The organism is Empedobacter falsenii, from assembly GCF_019308355.1.
GTDB classification, from domain to species: Bacteria; Bacteroidota; Bacteroidia; order Flavobacteriales; family Weeksellaceae; genus Empedobacter; species Empedobacter falsenii_B.
Genome location: NZ_JAAGKM010000010.1, coordinates 50010 through 71400 on the forward strand (window position 1 = coordinate 50010; position 21391 = coordinate 71400).

Annotated in this window: 19 protein-coding genes; 7 read left to right on the forward strand and 12 right to left on the reverse strand. The window is 32.1% G+C overall.

Going from position 1 to position 21391, the window contains the following annotated elements; translation table 11 throughout:
* Positions 1-146: 146 nt before the first annotated feature.
* From G0Q09_RS06265 to G0Q09_RS06275, 3 genes are read left to right on the forward strand one after another with little or no spacing between them, the layout of a single operon-like run.
* The gene (locus G0Q09_RS06265) at positions 147-707 is read left to right on the forward strand and encodes a 1-acyl-sn-glycerol-3-phosphate acyltransferase (protein WP_219034303.1); all 561 of its coding nucleotides are present in this window, start codon (positions 147-149) and stop codon (positions 705-707) included.
* Between the two features lie 3 nt (positions 708-710).
* Positions 711-1133, forward strand: a complete 423-nt coding sequence (locus G0Q09_RS06270; protein ID WP_219034304.1) for a PaaI family thioesterase — start codon at positions 711-713, stop codon at positions 1131-1133.
* Positions 1126-2151: an isochorismate synthase gene (locus G0Q09_RS06275; protein WP_219034305.1), complete on the forward strand. Its 1026-nt coding sequence runs from the start codon at positions 1126-1128 to the stop codon at positions 2149-2151. The genes G0Q09_RS06270 and G0Q09_RS06275 overlap by 8 nt, the downstream gene beginning before the upstream one ends.
* Here G0Q09_RS06275 and G0Q09_RS06280 read toward each other — a convergent pair.
* The 4 genes from G0Q09_RS06280 to G0Q09_RS06295 form a co-directional block, all read right to left on the reverse strand.
* Positions 2148-2495, reverse strand: a complete 348-nt coding sequence (locus G0Q09_RS06280; RefSeq protein ID WP_125350359.1) for an MmcQ/YjbR family DNA-binding protein — start codon at positions 2493-2495, stop codon at positions 2148-2150. The genes G0Q09_RS06275 and G0Q09_RS06280 overlap by 4 nt on opposite strands.
* Positions 2496-2580: 85 nt before the next feature.
* The gene (locus G0Q09_RS06285; protein WP_219034306.1) at positions 2581-4032 is read right to left on the reverse strand and encodes a SusD/RagB family nutrient-binding outer membrane lipoprotein; all 1452 of its coding nucleotides are present in this window, start codon (positions 4030-4032) and stop codon (positions 2581-2583) included.
* Between the two features lie 23 nt (positions 4033-4055).
* Positions 4056-7259: a SusC/RagA family TonB-linked outer membrane protein gene (locus tag G0Q09_RS06290; protein ID WP_219034307.1), complete on the reverse strand. Its 3204-nt coding sequence runs from the start codon at positions 7257-7259 to the stop codon at positions 4056-4058.
* 244 nt (positions 7260-7503) lie between these two features.
* Positions 7504-9057: a calcineurin-like phosphoesterase C-terminal domain-containing protein gene (locus tag G0Q09_RS06295; RefSeq protein WP_219034308.1), complete on the reverse strand. Its 1554-nt coding sequence runs from the start codon at positions 9055-9057 to the stop codon at positions 7504-7506.
* A gap of 202 nt (positions 9058-9259) precedes the next feature.
* Between G0Q09_RS06295 and G0Q09_RS06300 the strand changes: the two genes are divergently transcribed.
* Entirely contained in the window at positions 9260-10450 is a 1191-nt protein-coding gene (locus tag G0Q09_RS06300; protein WP_115002020.1) for an MFS transporter, read from the forward strand.
* On the opposite strand, the gene G0Q09_RS06305 is transcribed toward G0Q09_RS06300, so the two are convergent.
* Together G0Q09_RS06305 and G0Q09_RS06310 are read right to left on the reverse strand one after the other, a co-directional pair.
* Entirely contained in the window at positions 10431-11012 is a 582-nt protein-coding gene (locus G0Q09_RS06305) for a DUF5715 family protein (protein WP_219034309.1), read from the reverse strand. The two genes, G0Q09_RS06300 and G0Q09_RS06305, sit on opposite strands and share 20 nt — an antisense overlap.
* A gap of 43 nt (positions 11013-11055) precedes the next feature.
* Positions 11056-11700, reverse strand: coding sequence for a DUF5715 family protein (locus G0Q09_RS06310; RefSeq protein WP_114999918.1), 645 nt, complete (start codon positions 11698-11700; stop codon positions 11056-11058).
* A 262-nt stretch (positions 11701-11962) separates the two neighbouring features.
* On the opposite strand from G0Q09_RS06310, the gene G0Q09_RS06315 reads away from it, so the two are divergent.
* From G0Q09_RS06315 to G0Q09_RS06325, 3 genes are read left to right on the forward strand one after another with little or no spacing between them, the layout of a single operon-like run.
* Positions 11963-12838: a carbon-nitrogen hydrolase gene (locus tag G0Q09_RS06315; protein WP_114999920.1), complete on the forward strand. Its 876-nt coding sequence runs from the start codon at positions 11963-11965 to the stop codon at positions 12836-12838.
* Positions 12838-13545, forward strand: coding sequence for a subclass B1 metallo-beta-lactamase EBR-4 (locus G0Q09_RS06320; RefSeq protein WP_114999921.1), 708 nt, complete (start codon positions 12838-12840; stop codon positions 13543-13545). The genes G0Q09_RS06315 and G0Q09_RS06320 overlap by 1 nt, the downstream gene beginning before the upstream one ends.
* 2 nt (positions 13546-13547) lie before the next feature.
* Positions 13548-14609 (forward strand): agmatine deiminase family protein, encoded by a 1062-nt coding sequence (locus G0Q09_RS06325; protein WP_219034310.1) that lies wholly within the window; start codon positions 13548-13550, stop codon positions 14607-14609.
* 74 nt (positions 14610-14683) lie between these two features.
* Here G0Q09_RS06325 and G0Q09_RS06330 read toward each other — a convergent pair whose 3' ends face one another.
* Genes G0Q09_RS06330 through G0Q09_RS06355 form a run of 6 tightly spaced genes read right to left on the reverse strand, consistent with a single transcriptional unit; the run spans position 14684 to position 21390 of the window.
* Positions 14684-15424 (reverse strand): rhamnogalacturonan acetylesterase, encoded by a 741-nt coding sequence (locus G0Q09_RS06330; protein WP_219034311.1) that lies wholly within the window; start codon positions 15422-15424, stop codon positions 14684-14686.
* Between the two features lies 1 nt (position 15425).
* Complete coding sequence (locus G0Q09_RS06335) at positions 15426-16400, reverse strand: pectinesterase family protein (RefSeq protein WP_219034312.1); 975 nt, start codon at positions 16398-16400, stop codon at positions 15426-15428.
* Entirely contained in the window at positions 16397-17299 is a 903-nt protein-coding gene (locus G0Q09_RS06340; RefSeq protein WP_219034313.1) for an alpha/beta hydrolase, read from the reverse strand. The genes G0Q09_RS06335 and G0Q09_RS06340 overlap by 4 nt, the downstream gene beginning before the upstream one ends.
* Entirely contained in the window at positions 17283-18950 is a 1668-nt protein-coding gene (locus tag G0Q09_RS06345) for a glycoside hydrolase family 28 protein (protein WP_219034314.1), read from the reverse strand. Before G0Q09_RS06345 ends, G0Q09_RS06340 begins: the two co-directional genes overlap by 17 nt.
* Positions 18950-19762, reverse strand: a complete 813-nt coding sequence (locus G0Q09_RS06350) for a rhamnogalacturonan acetylesterase (protein WP_219034315.1) — start codon at positions 19760-19762, stop codon at positions 18950-18952. Before G0Q09_RS06350 ends, G0Q09_RS06345 begins: the two co-directional genes overlap by 1 nt.
* Positions 19762-21390, reverse strand: coding sequence for a glycoside hydrolase family 43 protein (locus G0Q09_RS06355; protein ID WP_219034316.1), 1629 nt, complete (start codon positions 21388-21390; stop codon positions 19762-19764). Before G0Q09_RS06355 ends, G0Q09_RS06350 begins: the two co-directional genes overlap by 1 nt.
* Between the last annotated feature and the right edge of the window lies 1 nt (position 21391).

Sequence of the window (21391 nt, forward strand, 5' to 3'; positions counted from 1 at the left end):
TTCTTTGCGTAGACTTAAGAAGTATTTTAATTAATAATATTCAAAAAGAGACATTTCATTTCGGAATGTCTCTTTTTATTTTTGGTTACTTTGACTAATATCCGTTTCGAGTTTTGTATGTTTGCAAATGCATAAAGCATCATTTTATGAAAAAATTTTTAGGTAAACTTTTGTACTCATTAGGTGGTTGGAAATTAGATAATCATCTCGATTTATCGAAAGTAGATAAATGCGTTTTGGTTTGCGCTCCGCACACTTCCAATTGGGATTTTTACTACACTATTTTGGCTTTTTGGCAAATGGGAATTCCAATGAAAATGTTTATCAAAGATGCTTGGACAAAGCCTTGGTATGGATATTTTATCAAGAAAATGGGCGGAATCGGAATTGATCGTTCACAACGACATAATATGGTTGATTTTGCTTCAGATATTTTAAAAAAATCAGATAAATTATATTTAATTAATACACCAGAAGGAACGCGTTCTCGTGCAGAAAAGTGGAAAAATGGATTTTTCTATATCGCGCAAAAAGCAGATGTTCCGATTGTTTTGGCTTATTGTGATTTCAAGAAAAAAAGAGCTGGAATTTCAAAAATTGTAGAAACAGAAAACAGAACTTTAGAAGATGTGATGGATGAAATTCAAGATTTTTACAAAAAAGTTAGGGCAAAACATCCAGCACTTTATAACCCAAAAATACATTAAATTATGAACGAACAAGATATTTTACAGAAGTTCAATGAAATTTCGAAAAATACATTACTTGAAACTTTAGATATAGAATTTACGGCAGTTGGAGAAGATTTTTTATCAGGAAAAATGCCTGTTACGCCTAAAGTTCATCAACCATTTGGGTTATTGCATGGAGGCGCTTCTATCGTTTTGGCGGAAACGTTGGGAAGTACATTGTCAAATATTATTTTACATTCGGATGATTTTGTGGCGGTTGGTCAACATGTTGACGCAAATCATCTTCGTCCAAAAAAGGAAGGAACAATTTTTGGGCATGCAACAGTCGTAAAACAAGGTCGTACTTCGCATTTGATTAAGATTGAAATCAAAGATGAAAACGATAAATTAATCTGTTATACACATTTAACAAACGCCATTATTTCTAAAAAACATGTTTAAAAAATTTCAAGATAAACTTGAAAGATTAATTCAGAATCAAGAACCTTTTCTTCTTTTTAGAAAACCAAATTCTACACAAGTGGAGTTGTGGGAAAATAAAGATTCTGAATCGGATAATAAGTTTATTTGTAATAGTTTCTATAATACAAAATTGGTTGAATTTAATGATGATGAGGTTATAGAAATTTCGATTGATGAATTACCAAATTTCGAACTTTCTCTACCAGAATCTGATCAAAATGAAGCTATTTCGTATGAAAATTATATTGATTTAATTCAAAAAACAGTTGAAGAATTACAAAGTGATTCACCAACTAAAAAAATTGTAATTAGTCGAATTAATTCACTTCCAGAAACGAATATTAATTTAGTTGAAACTTTCAAAAATTTACATCAACATTATCCAAATGCCTATGTGTATTTGCGATTTGATGCAGAAGAAGGTTGTTGGATTGGAGCTTCGCCAGAACTTTTATTGAAAGAAAATAACCAATTTATACAAACTGTTTCTTTGGCTGGAACAAAAGCAAAAGAAGATGAATGGACGGAGAAAGAATATCATGAACAACAAGTGGTAACCGATTATATTTCGTCAACTTTAGAATCTTATACATCTTACATCGATGTTGATGGTCCATTTTCTGTAAATGCTGGCTTTTTTGAACATTTGAAATCATTTATTTCAGCTCAATTAAAAGACAAATCTCAGCTGTATGACTTGTTGAAAGCTTTGCATCCAACGCCTGCTGTAGGAGGAATGCCAAAGGATCTGTCAAAAGATTTTATTCTCGAAAACGAAGGCTATAATCGTACTTTTTATGCAGGTTTTATGGGCTTTCAAAATAAAACAGAATCGGAGTATTTTGTTAATCTTAGATGTGCAAAAATCTATTCTAATAAAGTAAATTTGTATGTAGGAGGAGGTATTATGCCCGATTCTATTCCTGAAAATGAATGGCGAGAAACAGAACTGAAATCAAAAACAATAGGTGAATTGTTGGTGAAAACAGAGAATTAAATCAACTTAGGACGTTTAGATTTTGGTAAAGTTAAGATGACTAAATTATAAGAATCTTTTATCCATTCTTTGATTTGAATGTTTTTCACGTCTTGATGAATTTTAACAGTATTCCAATGTTTTTTGTTCATGTGATAACCAGGAATTACAGCTTCGAAAGTTGCGCGTAATTCGATTGCATTATCTGGATCACATTTGATATTTACAGAATCAAAATCGTCAATATTACAAAGGCAAAACATTTTTCCAGCGATATAAAAGACCAAAGTAGATTGATCAAAAGGAAATTTTTCTTCGACCAATGGAAGTCCTAAACAAAACTCTCTTAACTCTTCTATATGCATAAAAATATTTTTAGTGAAGATACAAATAAAACGAAAACGACCTTAATTACAAGGTCGTTTTCTATTAAATGTGGAATGTATGCAATTAATTTACATCCCACCAAACACGCGTATTGATGTTATCTGGTCCCATTTGTTGAAGTGCGTTCTGATAGCCTTCTGGGTTATAATTTCTAACACTTGTTGGATAAAGCATACGACGAGGCATTTTTTTATCATTCAACATGGTAGAAGTTGTCGGTAATTTTGGAAAACCAGTTCTTTTATATTCAAACCATTGTTGGTAATCTGTAAAGAATAAAGCAAAATATTTTTGATCGATGATACGTTCTAACGTATTGTTGTATTTAATTTTTTCTTGTGCCATAAATTCAGCAGTAGGCTCGATATTCGTCCATAATTGTACAGCAGCTTTTACAGCTTTATCATAATGAGTTTTTGCATCACCACCTAAACCTTTTTGAGCCATTTCAGCTTTTATAAACTCAACTTCAGCATAAGTCATTAATGGAATTTTCATCGGAGCGATAACAATTGCATTGTTAGGAGATGACGGATTGAATTTGTAATCAGAACTATTTCCTTCGTAAGCTGCAGGAACTCCTTTGTAACCTAATGAAGAACCATCCAAATTAGAAGCTTTATTGACTAAAATTGGTAAACGAGGATCATTAGTTTCATTCATTTTATCAATAAAAAATGTTGTGAATGTTCGGCTATCTCTATAATCTTGTGCTCTTGGCCAAGGAGATAAACTTGGTGCTAAACCAGAAATTTGTAAAATAGCAGATTCTGATTCACTTTCGAAAACAGGATAAGTTGTCGGATTATCAATTATTTTTTTAAGTTCTGTTAAGGCAGATGCATCACGATTCGAAATTCTTAATAATAATCTCATTTTAAGAGAATTTGTGAATTTTTTCCAACGTGTTATATTGATGTTTTTTTCACTACTTGGGAATAAAATATCTGTACCATATTTCAGACCTAAATTAGTTACATATAATTGATTTGCTTTTTCTAAATCATTTAGTAATTGCTTATAAATATCTTCTTGTTTGTCAAACTTAGGTTTTGTAATACCTTCTTCGGCTTTTGCTGCTTCTGTAAAAGGAACATCGCCAAACATATCGGTTAAATTAGAAATTACCAATGAGCGAAGCGTCAATGCAATTGCTTGATAATTTACATCTCCTTCTTTTTCAGAAACCTTCAACATTTCTTCTAAATTTACGAGATTTTTATAAGCATTATTCCAAGTAGAGTTTCCTGTTCCTGTTGTTACATCATATCTATGAAGCCCCATAGCATTGCTTGGAAAAGGGATGTGTACTTGCATTAATTGTGCTGTGATATCATAGTTTTTTAGAACATTGTTTTCAGCTAAATTATATAATACAGGATTTAAAACGGAACCTGAATTAATTTCTGTGATTAAGTTTGGATCTTCATTTGCTTTCTCAAAATCGTTTGTACAAGAGAAAACAGTTGAAATTATAGTGAAGGCAAAAAATAGTTGAATTGAAATCTTTTTCATTTTAATAAATTGAATGTTGTAAATTATAATGAAGCTTTTAAGGTTACTCCATACGTTGCTGTTGACGGCATTTGTCCCATTTCAACTCCAGGTACATAAGTATTTCCATTTAATGATGCTGTTTCTGGATCGTATAAAGGAAAATCACTAATCGTGAATAAATCGCGTCCGTAAACTGTTAATGACAATGCTTGTAAACCTGTTTTTGATAATAATCTTTTAGGAAAATCAAATGTTAAACTCACATCTCTTAATTTTAAATATGAAGCTTCGAATGAATTAGATTCTACATTTGCACGACGATTATATTCAGCATAATAAGTTGCCACATCAGCTTTTGTTGTATTTGGAGAATAAGTTCCGTCAGCATTCAATACAACACCATTTCCAATGATGTAACCATCTTCTCGACCAGGTAAAGAATCTGCCAATTTTCCTTGCTCCATCATTTTATGGTAACTTTGTGAATAGACAATTCCACCATATTGTCCGTCTAAAGTAAAACTGAAACGCAATGTTTTGTATTTGAATTCGTTTGTAAACCCTGCTCGCCATTTTGGAGTTGCATCGCCAACGTATTCTAACGATCCATTTTTAATAGGAACACCAGTTTTTTTGTCATAAATGATTTGTCCCGCATCGTTTCTTACAAATTTTTCACCATATAGAGCTGTAGAAGAACCGCCAACTTTAGCAATTTGATAAACTGTTCCAGATTGACCAAGAATCATTTGATCACCTTCTATTCCTTCTACTAAAGATTTTACTTTGTTTTCATTTTTAGACCAAGTTCCAATCATTTTCCATTCAAAATCTTTACTTTTAATTGGAGAATACGTAGCTGCTATTTCAATTCCTCGGTTTTCAATTTCTCCTCCATTTACCACTCTTCTTGAATAGCCAGTTGTGATATCATTTGGTAATTCGAAGATTTGATTTTTTGTACTTTGTTGATAAACTGTAAAATCTAAGCTTAATCTTTTCTTGAATAATAAAGCCTCGAAACCAGTTTCCCATGATGTTGTAGATTCAGGTTTAATATCAGGATTAAATAATCTTCCAGGTACTACTGCAGATGCTGTAAAATCGCTTTGATCGTAATATCTATTTGTCCAACCTGTTGTACCTCCGTTACCAACTTTTGCAAATGATAAACGGTATTTTAAGTAATTAATAGGTCCTTTTATTTTGAATAAATCTGACAGAATAAAACTTGAAGAGACTGAAGGATAAAAGAATGAGCTATATTTTACTGCAACAGAAGAATTCCAGTCGTTACGACCTGTAAAATCAACGAAAATCATGTCTTTCCAACCAAATGAAGCCATTCCGTATAATGAATTTTCTTTTAAATTAGAATCAGAAGTTCTAGCAAAAGGAGAAGTTAATCCATTCGAAAGTTTATAAACACCAGGAGAAGCTAGTCCATCTACCCAAGCGGTTAAATTTCTGTATTCATAATTTTTTCTATTACCTCCAACATTTGCATTGAAACCAAAATCTCCCCATTTATCAGTATAAGTTAATAAGAAATCGATATTTGTTTCAGTTTTAGATATGTCTTGTCTTTTGTAATATCCATTCGGCGTACGATTCATATCAAATGGACGTTTTTGTTCGCGCAATTGAGTATAGGTATTAATTGCAGGACGTAACATTAAGCTTAATTTATTGCTTAATTTAAAATCTGCTCTAATATTTCCAACAATTTGATTACTACTCATTGGATTAACAGCTTCGTAAGCAATAGCATAAGGATTGTCCATGTATGAACTAAATGGGCGAATCATTTTTACTCCATTGAAATCCTTTTTCCAAATTGGTTTGTACCAATTTAAATCTACGTTTGGATTTTGGAAGATCATAAAATAAGCAATAGATCCGTTATTGTAACCAGTTCCTGGTAAATTATCACTTGTTTTGCGAGTATAGTTTAAGGCAGTCGAAACTTTGATGCGATCACTTACTTGATAGTTTCCATTAATAGCAGCAGTATAATTTTCGTAGCCTGTATTTGGCATAATCCAGCTATTTTTCTGATGTCCAATAGAAGCTCTCATACTTCCTTTGTCATTTCCACCAGAAAGTGTAACTGCATTACTGAAAGTGAAACCAGTTTGCCAAAACCCTTTTCTATTATCTTTATACGCACGCCATAAAGTTCTTTCAGCCCCTTGTTTTTCTAAAGTTGGATCATATTGAAAAAATGATTGTCCGTCAAATTTTGGTCCGAATGCAGAAGAAGTACTTCCTGTATTTGGTCCATCTGCTGAGGTTTGATATGAGTAATAAGGATTGCCGTTTTTATCGAAACTTTTTCCAGTTCCTTGACCATATTCATATTGAAAATCTGGCCAATTGTTAATAACGTCAATAGCTACAGTTGATTTATATTCTAAACCTAATTGTTTACCTTTTTTACCTGATTTTGTTGTTATAATTAAAGCTCCATTTGCAGCTTTGTTTCCATAAAGAGCCGCTGCAGAAGGACCTTTTAAAACGGTTACACTTTCGATATCTGCTTGATTGATGTCAGAAATACCGTTACCAAAATCGATAGGTGAATCATTGCCCATGTAAGCAGTATTGTTTCCAGAAGAAGTCATTTCTGTACTCATTGGAACACCATCGATGACAATTAAAGCGTAATTTTTTGATTGGTCGATTGAATTTGCTCCGCGCAAAATAATTTGCTGAGAATTGATTGGTCCATTTCCTCCAGAAATAATATTAAGACCAGCTACTTTTCCTTTCAATCCCGAAGACCAGTTATTCGCTTCTGCTGTTGCAAGTTCTTCCGAACCTATATTTTGTTGAGCAAATCCTAATTTTTTCTGCTCTCGCTTTATCCCCAAAGCAGTTACAATTACCTCATTCAGTTGGTTAGATTCTTCTTGTAAAGTAATTTTTACTTGAGAAATATCTTTCGGTGTGTATTCAATAAATTTGTGTTGAGATGAATTTACCAATAATGTAGGATGAGCAACATTTACTGAAACAAATTCGAAAAAACCATCTCCGTCTGTAAATGTTTTAAAAGATGTTCCCTTGATGATGATTTCTACATCTGCAATTCCTAATCCGTTTTGATCAACGATTTGACCTTTGATTGGATTTTGATCTTGAGAAATCGATTGATGATAATCTGTTTCGGTATAAGTTTTAGCATTGGCGTGTAAACTTAAAAATCCACCTAGTAGAAGTAGTGGTAATTTTAATTGCTTCATGACTGTAAAAATGAAATGTTTATGTGTTAAAAATTTTAACAAAACTAGAACTTCTGTTTATGAAGTTGTTTAACTCAGGATTAAGAGATTTTTAAGTAAACATTACTAAAATAGAGGTCTTGATATTAGTTTTACATTTGAATAAAGGTTTATTGATTTTTATTTAACATGAATAAATTGTAAAATATTTTATTTAAAAAAGCCACTTCAAAAGAAGTGGCTTATCAAGATGTGTATAAAACGGTTATTTAATAACTTCGAAAGAAGATTTTTCTGTAAAAGTGTTTCCGTACAAATCGGTTGCGCGAACTTCAATTGGATAAGTTCCAACTTTTAACTTATTCGGTAAACGAACAGACCAAATATGTTTCGAAATTTCTGGAGCAGAAGGTCTGTTACCAATATTTGTAATTTCTGCATTATCAATTTTCATGATGGTTTCCATATAATTGTAATCAACTGTTGGATCCCAATTCATCCCTTTCCATTCACCATTATTTACGCGATATTCCACTTTATTCGATTCATGTCCCATAAAGAAATTAGCATATAAAAAAGCACGATTGCGTTTACCTTCTTTTACTTTTTTTGTGTGGTACAAGTCGATTTGTTTTTCTTTTGGTGAATTTGCAACTTTATAATCAAATTTATATTGATTACCATCTACATGCAAAAAGGCATAACCTTTTGGTGTACCATCGCGCATCGTAGAAGCCGGAACTCCTTTAGCGTCTTTTGGTCCAGAATACCAATCACCAGAAGTTGTTCCAACATTGTACTCGTGATGAGGTTTTTGTTGTTGCCAACCATCTTGATTTGCATAAAAAATCTGTTCTTGGAAATGTGTATGAGCAGACATCGAAACTGTATTTGGATAATCTTTTAACAATTCGAATAATTGATTTCTATCTTCTGGACGTGTGTCACGCAACGGAATATGAAATGCTAAAACAATTAAATGATCTTTTGGAACAAATTTTAAATCATTTTTGATAAACTCTAATTGATCAGGACGGAAACCTCCCCAATATCCTTTTCCATCACGAGGATCTGGATATAAAATATCATCTAAAACAATAAAATGTGCTTTACCGATATTATATGAATAATTATTTGGACCGAAATTTTTCTCGAACGTTTCATCCGAATATTGATCTTCTTTTGCATCATAATTCATATCGTGATTTCCCATAACATTGTACCAAGGTAAACCAACTTTCGAAACAGCTTTTATATAAGATGGATGCAAATTCAAATCATCACCAACCAAATCTCCTAAAGAAAGTCCGAATTCCATTCCTTTAATTCCTTTAACATCATCAATTACACCTTTAGAGAAATACTCGATTTCTTCTTCTGTATAAGCTTGAGGATCACCAAAAATTAAAGCCGAAAATTTTTCGTTTTCTTTTGTAGGAATTAAAGCAAAATCAATACTCTTTGGAGTATTTCCAGTCGGAGCAGAACCTGCATATTCTAATTTTGGAGAGCCATTAGGTTTGTTGATGTAGTAGAATTGTGGCTGATTGAATTCGTTTGTAGGAACTTTGTAATTTGTTGGTTTAATGACAAACAAAATAGTTTCGTTATCAATCTCGATTTGATATTCTCCTTTATCATTTGTCGAAACAACTTGTTTTCCGTTACTAATTTGCACGTTTGCCAAACGTTTTTCTGATTTATCGAATTTATTGTTTTGATTTTTATCTTCAAAAACAATTCCTTTAGCAAGTTGTTGAGCGTTGACAGAAGTATAAAAACTTCCAAATAATACCAGCGATAATACGATTTTTTTCATTGTGTGAATCTCTTGTTTTGTAGATGTTAAAATTCTATATTTTATGCGGTACTCGGATTAACACAACAATAAGTAAAGATTAAATTTAAGTAAATAAGAATAACATATTTTCAAATTTAATAATGGATGAATAATTGTCTTTGATTATTAAATATTCTAAATTTGTAACCGATTGCATTATGTTATGGAAGAGAAATTAAGCATGAGTTCACGACAAATTTTCATGCAAATTATAGGTTATGTAAGTTTTTCATTTATAGGTTATTTACTGATAGGTTTACCTTTGGCTATTCTACCTATTTTTATTACAAAAACATTAGGTTTTACTGAGCTTGTAGCGGGTATTGTAATTAGTTTGCAATATGTGACAACTTTTATATTGAGAGGTTATGCCGGAAAAATTGTAGATACAAAAGGTCCTAAACCAGCCGTTTTATTGAGTATGAGTTTGTTTATTTTAGCTGGAGTTTTATTATACTTTTGTTACTTCACAAGAAACAATCATTTTTTGTCATTAGCTATTCTTGTACTTGCGAGATTGGTTACTGGTGCAGCAGAAGGAATGGTAGGTGGAAGTCCGATAAACTGGGCAATTTTAAAAATTGGACAACAACATACAGCGAAAGCAATTTCTTATAATGGTGTTGCTAGTTATGGTGCATTGGCAATTGGAGCACCATTGGGAGTTATCTTAAATCAATATTTTGGACTTGGTTTTATTGGTTTGTTTAGTATTGTTTGTGCGATTATAGGTTATTTTTTAGCTAGAAATAAAGAGAATATATTAACTGCAGTTTCAAAAGTTCCGCAACCATTTATAAGTGTATTGAAAACAGTTGCTCCTTTTGGAATTTGTTTAGCACTTGCAGGTCTTGGATTTGGAGGAATTTCCAATTTTATAACACTTTACTACGACTTTTATAGTTGGTCGAATGCAGCTTTATGTTTAAGTGTTTTCAGTTTATTGTTTATTGCAGGACGATTATTTTTTAATAGTTCAATTAATACATTAGGAGGATTAAAAGTTGGAATTATTTGCATGATAGTCGAAACGATAGGTTTATTAATTCTTTTTAGTGCGCCAAATTCTTTTATCGCTCTTATTGGTGCAGGTATTACAGGAATTGGTTTTTCATTGGTTTTTCCTGCGATGGGAGTAGAGGCTGTTGCTTTGGTTTCAGATAATAGTAAAGGAGCTGCTTTAGCTGCGTATGGCTTGTTTATTGATATCTCATTGGGAATTACAGGTCCTCTAATTGGTGGTGTTATCAGTTTGTTTGGAATGTCAAACTTATTTGGTTTTTGTAGTTTGTTTGTGTTTATAGGATTATTGTATAGTTATTATTTACAAACAAAAAAAAATCGTTCAGAATTTAATAATTCCGAACGATAATATGAAAACATCTAATTTTAGATTCTTTTACGTAGTAAATTTTACCTGTTCTAACATAATTTTTTAGCACTTGTTCTAACTCTTTTTCTAGTTTAGAATCAGGTCTAATTTTATGATTAAACCTAACATAAGAAATATCAAAAGCAGCACCAAAATTATGTGAACTATCATTAGAAGAAGCATTTTTATTAATTCCTCTCAAACGATTTTGATCATGTAGCGTTCGTGTCATTGATGTAACAACGAAAAAATTTTGACCTGTTGTTTTTACAAAATCTCTTGCAATACTTGTCAAAATATCTCGACCTTTTGGAATAAGATACGAATGACTATGCGTTAAATCACCAACTCGCCAACCATAACCACGTTGTTTTATTTTAACCAATTTACCTTGATTGATATATTTGTTCAACTTTTTATCACCATCAATTAGCTCAAGTTTATGAGATTTTGCGGCATTCAAATGCTGAACATATTCTTTAGAAGGTTCTATAATAACTCGAGATTGAGCGTAACCGAATAAAGAAGAGCAAATAAAAAAAGTTGTTAAAAATTGTTTCATGATTCAATTCTCTTCTGCAAAAATAGAAAAGAACTTTTATATATTACATTGTTGTTGATTTAAATTGATCGGGATTACGAACCGTTACATGAAAACAGTGTTGTCTATATTCTTTGATATAGTAAATTTTACCGTCTTCTTGCAATTGTTTTAAAATCGCTTCTAAATTATCACGATGAGTTTTGCTATACGTATATTTATTATTGAATTTTGTATACGACAAATCAAAAGAAGCACCATAGTTATGAGAACTTTCGCCTTTTGCTGCATTGCTATTTACTCGTCTTAAACTTGCTTGACTTTCTTCAGAACGGGTAAGCGAAGTTACAGTAATTGTAGCATTGTTTTCGTCCAGAAATTTTGAAGCAATTCGTTCCAACACAGTTTTTGCTCTGTTATTTAAAAAAGCTTTACTGTGTGTTAATTTCTCAATTGTGTACCCATTTCCTTCTTCAGGAATTGCAACTAATTTTTTTGTAGCAACTAAACCTTCAATATCATCAAAACTCTTCACGATTGGAATGTTGAATGATTCTGCTGCCATTAAATGATCGTCATAAGTTACTTTTTTTGTAGAGATAGAAGTGGATGAAGAGGCAGAATTTTCTGCTAAAATGTAACTTTCTTGACTTTGAGCTGAAATAAATATTCCGCTAAAAAGACAAGAAAGGGCAATTAATTTTTTCATGTTTTAAATTATTACGCGACAAAATTAGAAGTTACAATTTAATAAAGACTTGTTAAAAATTATAATATTTAGGTAAACTTTTTTTAAAATTTTCTTAAATCTGTTCTCAAAATAGCATTGCTAGATAGATTGATAGAAATTTAAATTTCATCACATTTGAAACATAAAATATTCTTAAATATAAATTCTAATAGATTAAATCCTACTAAATTCGCTATTTTTGTAATTATTATTCATTTTTATTTTTAGACCTATTTATAAAATGGCAAAAGTTAAAGTTGGAATGGTACAAATGACTTGTACTAATAACAAACAAGAAAATTTAAACAAAGCAATAGAGCAAGTAAAAGTAGCAGCTGCAAAAGGCGCTCAAATTGTGTGTTTGCAAGAATTGTTTACCTCATTATATTTCTGTGACGTAGAAGATTACGATAATTTCGACTTAGCAGAAGCAATTCCTGGACCATCAACAGATGCGTTATCAGTTGTAGCTAAAGAATTGGGAGTGGTAATTATCGCTTCATTATTCGAAAAACGTGCGCAAGGTTTATATCACAATACAACCGCTATTTTAGATGCTGATGGACAATATTTAGGAAAATATCGCAAAATGCATATCCCAGATGATCCTGCGTTTTATGAAAAATTCTATTTTACTCCAGGTGATTTAGGTTACAAAGTTTTTGATACTAAATTTGGAAAAATTGGAGTGTTAATTTGTTGGGATCAGTGGTATCCAGAAGCTTCTCGTATAACAGCATTGATGGGAGCAGAAATTTTATTTTATCCTACTGCGATTGGTTGGGATACGACGCAAGACGAAGAAACAAATCAAGATCAATACAATGCTTGGCAAACAATTCAGCGTTCACATGCGGTTGCGAATGGAGTTCCGGTTATTTCTGTAAATCGTGTTGGTTTTGAGCAAGATGGAGCAATGAAGTTCTGGGGAGGCTCTTTTGCGACAAATGCGCAGGGAAAATTGTTGTACTTAGCAACGCATGATAAAGAGGAAACAGAAGTGGTTGAATTGGATTTGAACGAATCTGATTTCTTCCGTAAACACTGGCCTTTCTTAAGAGATCGCCGCATCGATTCTTATCAACCAATTACAAAACGTTTTATAGACGAGGATTAATGAAGAAATTATTTTCACTTATAGCATTGATAGGAAGTTTTGCATTTGGTCAAATAAAACCAATTCAGATTGATCCGATTAATAACAATTTATTTGTTTATCAAACATTCAATTCGTTTAATGGTGTTGAGTATAATGCAAATGGAATGTATTTGGTAACGAATAAAGGAATCGTTTTGTTTGATGTTCCTTGGCAGAAATCGCAATATCAAGAATTAAATGATATGTTGCAAGAAAAGTATAATTTGCCAGTTATCGCTGTGTTTGCAACACATTCGCATGATGATAGAGCAGGAGATTTAAGTTTTTATAATGATTTGAATATTCCTACTTATGCAACTTCTTTAACCAATTCTAAATTAAAAAAAGAAGGAAAAGCGACTTCGAAATTTGAGATTGAATTAGGAAAAACATACAAATTTGGTAATGAAAAATTTGTTGTTGAATATTTTGGTGAAGGACATACTTCTGATAATGTTGTGGTTTGGTTTCCAAAATATAAAGTGCTGAATGGAGGTTGTTTGATAAAAGGTGCTGACGCTGTAAATTTAGGTTACACAGGTGAAGCAAATGTTACTGAATGGCCAAAAACAGTACAGAAATTAGTTACAAAACATCCAAAAATTAAACAAGTTATTCCAGGTCATGATAATTGGAAAGTTACTGGACATATCGAAAATACGTTTAAACTTTTAGAAAAGAAATAAAATTGAACACTATAGATACATCAAAATTCCCAAAAGATTTAGGATATAGATTTCCTGCCGAATGGGAAGAACACGAAGCAACATGGTTGTCTTGGCCGCACAAAGAAGAATCTTGGCCAGATCGTATTCAGTTAATTTATCCAGCTTATGCTGAATTTATTGCTGAATTATCGAAAGGTGAAAAGGTTCGTATTAATGTGAAAGATGAAGAAATGAAAGTGTTTGCGTTGTCTTTTATCGAAAAAACGGATGCAGATTTGTCACAAGTTGAGTTTTATTTTAATGAAACAAATGATGCATGGTGTCGCGATCATGGTCCTGCATTTTTATTGAATAAAAACAATCCTGATAACCCAAAAGTTATTGTTGATTGGGGATTCAATGCGTGGGGAGGAAAATATCCACCTTTCGAAAATGATGATGTTGTGCCAACAAGAATTGGTGCAGAATTTAATCTTCCTGTTTTTCATCCTGGAATTATTATGGAAGGAGGTTCGGTCGAATTTAATGGAAAAGATACGTTGATGACATCAAAATCTTGTTTACTGAATGAAAATCGTAATCCAGATTATTCGCAAGAACAAATCGAAGAATTTTTAAGAAATTATTACGGAGTTTCGCAAATTCTATGGGTAGAAGACGGAATTGTTGGTGATGATACGGATGGACACATTGATGATACAATTCGTTTTGTAAATGAAGATACAGTTTTGACGGTTGTTGAAACAGATGAATCGGATGATAACTACGAATTGTTGCAAGTGAATCTTCGCCAATTGCAAGAAATGAAATTACGAGATGGACGTCCATTAAACATTATTGAATTGCCAATGCCGGATGCGGTTTATTGCGAAGGTGAGCGTTTACCTGCTTCTTATGCGAATTTTTATATTGCGAATAAATCTGTCATTGTACCAACTTATCGTTGTGCAAAAGATGCAATTGCTTTGGATATTATTCAGAAATGTTTCCCCGATCGTAAAGTTGTAGGAATAGATTCTACAGATATTATTTGGGGACTAGGATCTTTCCATTGTTTGAGTCAACAAGAACCTAAGATTTAGTTTTTAAAATACAAAAATACCCCTCTTCAAAATTTCTTGTTGAGGGGTATTGATTTAGAATGAAAACTAAAAACTTATTTTTTAATATATTTCTCTAAGCCGATATTTAGTATGATCAGTTCTTTAACAGCTAATTTCGAAACTTCTTCGGCTCCAAGTTTTGATAGATGAGTATCATCGTTTTTGCCTTTTGGATAATAATCAATTTCATTTGGTTGATAATGTAAATGCAATTTTTTAGAGTTTCCTGGACCATATTTTATTTCCAATTTCTCTGTCAAATATTGCATATCAACAAACGGAACATCCAAATCTTTTGCAACACTTCTCACAATCAAAGGATATAAACCGTGAGTGTCAACCAAAACGCCTTTTTCATTAAAATTTCGACGAACAATAGAAGTCATTAAAATCGGAATAGCACCTTTTGCTCGTGCTTCTGTAATGTATTGTTCCAAATTTGCGCGATATTGAGTAACAGGATTTGTGTAACGAACAGAATCTTCAATCTTTTGATCGTTATGTCCAAATTGAATGATTACATAATCCCCTTTTTTCAATTGATTCTGAACTTTTTTCCATCTTCCTTCTGCTCTAAAACTTTTAGAACTTTTTCCATTTGTTGCATGATTCTGAATTTCTAAATCAGAATTCATTAATTCAGGCAAAAGTTGTCCCCAACCATGTTCGGGATTTTTAGTTGGATTTTCTTTATTCGCCATTGTCGAATCTCCAACAAGGAATAAGGTTCTTTTTTGTGCGAATGATATGCTAAAAAACAAGCATAAAATAGTTGATAAAATTATTTTTTTCATGTTAATTTTGTTTAGGATTCCATCCATTAAAAATATTCTCGATAGTATATTTTTGTATTTCTTTTTCGGTTAATTGATGCGACCAATTTGCTCTTTTTTGAGGATTATTTCCTAAACCTTTATTTTTGTATTCTGCATAATAAGCCGTTTTTTCTTTATCTGGAAACATTGCATCACCTTTCCATTCGTTCCAACCAATAGGAAGAATATGTTTTCCCATTTCGGTGTGTATAAAAACTGTTTTGGCAAAAGGGCGCCAAGGTCTTCCTAAATAAACTTTTGTCAAATTGTTTTCTGCAATAAGGCTACAATCGAAAAATACATAACCAAATTCTCGTTCTTGATGTGTTGCTGCCGCTGTAATATAAGAATTAGCCAAACTTTTTATGGTACATTGCTCAAAAACGGCAATTGCTTCACCAAAAATAAAATCTGTCGTTCCTTCGATATAACAATTTTGATAATATTGACGACTTCTATTTGTGGCAGTATACAATGTATCTTGACATCCTAATAATCGAATATTTTTTGCCACAAATTTATCGCCTTCCACATGCAACGCAACAGCTTGTCCTTGGTTACAACTTTCGTTTTGTATCGTAAGATTTTCTAATTGTATATCATCTGCTTCAACCAAAAAAGTGTAAGAACTATAAGTTGTCATTTTTTGATTGGTTAAACCATCTATTTTTCCAGAAAAATCATTATTCGTGATAATGGTTTTTTCCGAATCTTCACCTTTTATCTTTATTTTATGTTTCCAAGAAGGAATTCTAATTTTTTCGTGATAAACGCCATTTTTAACAACAATCAAAGCTTGATCTGGTCCTAAATCTCTCAACGAATTAATCGCTTCTTGAATAGATGTAAAATCTGCTTGTTGATCTTTTGCAACAGTAATTGTTTTGTATTGAGCATTTACATTAGTATAGATGAAATGTAAACAAACTATAAAAATGAATTGAATGATTTTCATTTGTTAAATCGTTTCGTTAAAAAATCAATAATGTAGTCTTTCGTTTCATCAAACCAAGGATTCATCAACCAAAAAGAATGAGGCGAATTCTTAATTTCGTATGCTTCATTTAGAATATGATAATCGCTTAATTTTTTCATCATATCATCTCTACCAGCTCGAAATCTCGGTTGCGAACTATTGATAAATAGAGTAGGAGGCGTTTTAGAAGTAACATATTCTAAAGGCGAAGCTTCTTTCCAAAGTTCAAAATTATCTTGTTTCGTATAACCGAAAAAATAACTGGCATAAGTACCTTCTTCAGCTTCGGGATGAATAAAAGAAACAATTCCATCAATATTGATAATTGCAGCAATTTTCTTTGATTTTACGCCGTAAAGTGTTGCCAATTGAGCACCTGCAGAAGCGCCAAGAATAACGATTTTCGATTGATCGAGTTTGTGTTTTTTACGATTCTTTCTCAAATAATTAACCGCATCATCCATATCTTCTAAAGGAGCTGGATATTTTGCAGCATCACTTAATCTATAATTTATCGCCATCGTTACAAAACCAGCTGAAGCCAACGTTTGAGCCATTGGTTTTTGATTTTCTTTGCTACCCGAAATCCAACCTCCACCATGTACAAGAACAATTGCTATAGAGGATTTAGTTTGATTTTTTGGTTGATAAATATCTGCTTTTAATTGATGTTTTTCTTGATAAATTATATCTTCAAACGCATTAATGTTTTCAAAGTTTTTAGAAGAAATCGGCGTAATAAAAGGGTAATTTTTCTTTAATTTTTTGTAAGTCGTTTCGATTGTATAAGGCGAAGCCTTCGGTCTCTCAACTTGACCGAAGGCTATCACCAAATGCATCATAAAAACAAACAAAATCTTTTTAATTGATAACTGCATTCTTTTTAACTTCTTTAGAACTTGTTACATTCTTCTTATCAAATGCTTTTGGTAACTTGATTTTATCAGATTCATTACCAATAATCTTAATTTCTGGAGTTGTAGCTGACTTGAATTCAGTAGTGCTTAAATCAACATTTTTACTGTTAAAAATTGTGACCGCTTTTCCCTCTTTGTAATTGAATTTTATATTTTTCAGTTGAATTCCATCAGCGTCAATAATACTTAAAGCTTTTTTCGTGTCGAAAGTTGAATTTTCAACCACAATATTTTTAATATTCATTTCTGCAAGTCCCATGATAAACAAAGCTTCGTGAGAACTTACAACATTAATATTTTTGAAAAATATATTTCGAATTGTTGGAGTTTCCTCTGTTACAGGAACTTTTTTATCATTTCTTTTTTCGTCATCTGCATTTTGATCATCTTCTACAATCGGAGAATTTCCTTCGTAAAACATGTTAAAACCAATTGCTTGCGCAGGAATATTAATCATATCAATATTAGAGATGTAAATATTTTCGATTAATCCACCACGACCACGAGTCGTTTTGAATCTTAAACCAATATCTGTTCCGATAAAAGTTGCACCAGAAACATGAACATTACGAACACCACCAGACATTTCGCTACCAATCACAAATCCGCCGTGCGCATGATAAACTGTGTTATTTTTGATAATTACATTTTCAGTAGGAATTCCACGATCGCGACCATCTTTATCTTTTCCAGATTTGATACAAATCGCATCATCACCAACATCAAACGTATTGTTGTAAATCAACACATTTTTACAAGATTCTAAATCCAATCCATCTCCATTTTGCGAATACCAAGGATTTCTAACATTCAAATTTCGAATGATAATATTCGAACTCATTAACGGATGAATGTTCCATGCTGGTGAATTTTGAAACGTTGGACCATCTAAAAGTACACGATCCGAATTAACAATACTAACCATTACTAGACGTAAAAAATCTCTTACTTTAATTAGATCTTCTTTGCTAATTTTATCAGGAACATTAAAATTAGAACTGCTGATATAACCTAATTTAGAACCTTCGCTTGGAAACCACGTTTTTTTATCATCTGATAAAACTCCGCCAGACGCAACTAGATTTTTCCATTGAGAATCTGTCATTTTACCCTTCTTTACAAAACGCCACGCATCACCATTTCCATCGATTGTTCCATTTCCTGTAATCGCAATATTCTGCGCATTTTTTGTAGAAATAGGAGAAGCAGTACGCGTTGTATTTAATCCTTCGAAGCTTGTTTCAACTAAAGGATAATCGTTAAAATCTTTACTAAAAATCAATAAAGCGCCATCTTCTAAATGTAAATTGATATTACTTTTAATTTCGATAGGACCACTCAACCAAATTCCGCGCGGAATAACAACTTTTCCTCCACCTTTTGCACTTGTTTCTGAAATAGCTTTGTTGATTGCTTTTGTATTTTTGAAAATTCCGTCTGATTTTGCACCATATTGAGCAATTGAAACAACACGATTTGGAAACGAAGTTTCTTTTACTTTAGGCATATTAAACTCAATATCCTTGTAAATATTCTCATCAACTTGAGCTGATAAATGAGAAGAACAAACAACCGCTAACGCAACTGTAAGTAGTTTTATGTATTTTTTCATTATTTAATGGTTTTGTTTTGAATGATATTTTTGAATTCTTTGAAAACAATTGATGCGACAGCTTTTGCGCCTGCAATTTGAAAATGTGTATTATCTTTTTGTCCATTTGGATAAGCATCGTACAAATTCGCTTCAAAATTCATGAAATAGGTTTTTGTCACATATTCTTGTCCTTTTTGGTTAAAAAAATCCATCGATAATTGATTCAAATCTAAGAATGGAACATTTTTTTCTTTTGCAATTTCTTTAGCGACAAATGGATATTCGCCATGTACATTTTCTAGTTTTCCATTTTTCCATGGATAATTTCTCGCAACAGGACTTAGAATAATCGGAATTGCACCTTTTTCTCTTGTTTGATCCACATATAATCTCAAAAATTCTTTGTAACCTTCTAAATTTACAAATCGTTCTGGTTTATCTTCGGCGGCATCATTATGTCCAAATTGAATCAATACATAATCACCTTTTTTTAGTTGAGAATAAACCTCTCGCCATCTACCTTCTTGAAAAAAAGTACGCGTACTTCGACCACCTTTTGCTTTATCCTTGACGATGATATGTTTATTGGCTAAATGTTTCACATCTTGTACATTATCTTTTACAAAAAATGGTTGAAATTCTTGTCCCCAACCAGCAATTGGATATCTGTTTTTCATATAGTTTTTGCCCGGATCATAATCGTCTGTATAATCTGCAACAGTTGAATCTCCGATTAAGAAAATGATGATTGATTTTCCTTTTTGTGCATGACAAAAATTTGACAAAGTAACGAAGCAAATTAAAGCATATAAAAATTGTTTTGTCTTCATTATTTCTCGTTTTTATCTATTCTGAACCAATCAAAATCAGCATAACCACCACGTTTTGCATCTTGAGAACTTATACTATATACACCAACTTTTGCTCCGATCCATTTTCCTGGTTTAGCTTGAAATGGTTCTCCGATTGATGTATATTTTTTTCCGTTTTCACTAAAACTAAATTGACAAACTCCGTTAGGTTCGCTCACTCTTACTTTCAAGAAAACTTCATTAGTTCCTAATTTTACTTCGGATAGAATTTTTTCTGGATTATTTTTCTCTGCTTTTTCTGCACGAATCAATTGTAAATAATAACCATCTTTTTTATTTGTGATAACCAAAGATTGATAATCTGTTCCCATGATTAATAAACCAGCAGTTTTCCCTTCTGTAGCATCTTCAGGCGTAAGTTTTATTTTTGTTGAAGCTGTGAAATTTGGTGCAGGAAATTTTTGGGTTAACAAATTAGGAACCGTCCAAAGATTATTCGAATTTTCTGGAACTTTGATAGAGAAAAGACGAAGAAAATTTTGATTTGCTAATTTACTGTACCAAACAATTGAAGGATTTGCGCTCCATTGCCATTGTAATCCAATATCATTTTCTTTAAATTCATCTGTTTCTGAAGGATTTATAATGTCAGACTTATTCGAAATTGTAGGTTTTTTATACGTTAAAACTGGTTCTCCAATTCCATTTTTATCTTGATCAACACCAATAAAGGGCCAATCGTTGATCCATTTCATTGGTTGAAGATGAACAATTCGTCCATAAGTGTCCGCATCTTGAAAATGATAGAACCAATCTTCTCCATTTTTTGTATCCACCCAAGCACCTTGATGAGGTCCATTGACATTGGATTTCCCTTGTTCTAAAACAATTTTTTCATCATAAGGCCCATAAATATTTTTTGAACGTAAAACTAATTGCCAACCAGTAGCTACTCCACCTGCAGGAGCAAAAATGTAATAATAACCGTTGCGTTTATAGATTTTTGGTCCTTCGACAGTTGGATGATTTTCGTGTCCATCGAAAATGTGTTTTCCTTTATCTAAGACTTTTGTTCCTTCCGCATTCATTTTTTTGATTGTCAAAATACTTTTTACACCTGCACGACTTCCTGCCCAACCATGTACGATATAGGCATTTCCGTCCTCATCCCAAAACGGACACGTATCAATAATACCTTTTCCTTCTTGAACTAAAATAGGATCTTCCCATTTTCCGAAAGGATTTTGGGTTTTGACCATGTAAATTCCGAAATCTGGATCGCCCCAATAAATATAATATTCGTTGTTATGAAATCTGATACTCGGCGCCCAAACACCATCACCTCTTTTTGGCGTACTAAAATGTTTAATAGGAAAAACATCGGGTAGGGCATGATTGACCAATTTCCAATTAATCATATCAGTTGAATGTAAAATTGGTAAACCTGGCGCTTCATTAAAACTAGAAGCTGTCATAAAAAAATCATCACCGACACGAATTGCATCAGGATCAGAATAATCTGCATATAAAATAGGATTTTTGTACATTCCGTTTCCTAAATCTGAGACCCAAACATTTGATTTTTGAGCGTGTATTGGCAAGAAATTTAATCCTAATAATGATAGGATAATTAATGTTGATTTCATG

What these genes read in the sequence shown, in the direction of transcription:
- G0Q09_RS06290 (WP_219034307.1), bottom strand. Translation starts at nt 7,259, where the DNA reads ATGAAGCAATTAAAATTACCACTACTTCTACTAGGTGGATTTTTAAGT.
- G0Q09_RS06300 (WP_115002020.1), top strand. Translation starts at nt 9,260, where the DNA reads ATGAGTTCACGACAAATTTTCATGCAAATTATAGGTTATGTAAGTTTT.
- G0Q09_RS06350 (WP_219034315.1), bottom strand. Translation starts at nt 19,762, where the DNA reads ATGAAGACAAAACAATTTTTATATGCTTTAATTTGCTTCGTTACTTTG.
- G0Q09_RS06305 (WP_219034309.1), bottom strand. Translation starts at nt 11,012, where the DNA reads ATGAAACAATTTTTAACAACTTTTTTTATTTGCTCTTCTTTATTCGGT.
- G0Q09_RS06355 (WP_219034316.1), bottom strand. Translation starts at nt 21,390, where the DNA reads ATGAAATCAACATTAATTATCCTATCATTATTAGGATTAAATTTCTTG.
- G0Q09_RS06320 (WP_114999921.1), top strand. Translation starts at nt 12,838, where the DNA reads ATGAAGAAATTATTTTCACTTATAGCATTGATAGGAAGTTTTGCATTT.
- G0Q09_RS06330 (WP_219034311.1), bottom strand. Translation starts at nt 15,424, where the DNA reads ATGAAAAAAATAATTTTATCAACTATTTTATGCTTGTTTTTTAGCATA.
- G0Q09_RS06345 (WP_219034314.1), bottom strand. Translation starts at nt 18,950, where the DNA reads ATGAAAAAATACATAAAACTACTTACAGTTGCGTTAGCGGTTGTTTGT.
- G0Q09_RS06280 (WP_125350359.1), bottom strand. Translation starts at nt 2,495, where the DNA reads ATGCATATAGAAGAGTTAAGAGAGTTTTGTTTAGGACTTCCATTGGTC.
- G0Q09_RS06275 (WP_219034305.1), top strand. Translation starts at nt 1,126, where the DNA reads ATGTTTAAAAAATTTCAAGATAAACTTGAAAGATTAATTCAGAATCAA.
- G0Q09_RS06340 (WP_219034313.1), bottom strand. Translation starts at nt 17,299, where the DNA reads ATGCAGTTATCAATTAAAAAGATTTTGTTTGTTTTTATGATGCATTTG.
- G0Q09_RS06310 (WP_114999918.1), bottom strand. Translation starts at nt 11,700, where the DNA reads ATGAAAAAATTAATTGCCCTTTCTTGTCTTTTTAGCGGAATATTTATT.
- G0Q09_RS06335 (WP_219034312.1), bottom strand. Translation starts at nt 16,400, where the DNA reads ATGAAAATCATTCAATTCATTTTTATAGTTTGTTTACATTTCATCTAT.
- G0Q09_RS06315 (WP_114999920.1), top strand. Translation starts at nt 11,963, where the DNA reads ATGGCAAAAGTTAAAGTTGGAATGGTACAAATGACTTGTACTAATAAC.
- G0Q09_RS06295 (WP_219034308.1), bottom strand. Translation starts at nt 9,057, where the DNA reads ATGAAAAAAATCGTATTATCGCTGGTATTATTTGGAAGTTTTTATACT.
- G0Q09_RS06285 (WP_219034306.1), bottom strand. Translation starts at nt 4,032, where the DNA reads ATGAAAAAGATTTCAATTCAACTATTTTTTGCCTTCACTATAATTTCA.
- G0Q09_RS06265 (WP_219034303.1), top strand. Translation starts at nt 147, where the DNA reads ATGAAAAAATTTTTAGGTAAACTTTTGTACTCATTAGGTGGTTGGAAA.
- G0Q09_RS06270 (WP_219034304.1), top strand. Translation starts at nt 711, where the DNA reads ATGAACGAACAAGATATTTTACAGAAGTTCAATGAAATTTCGAAAAAT.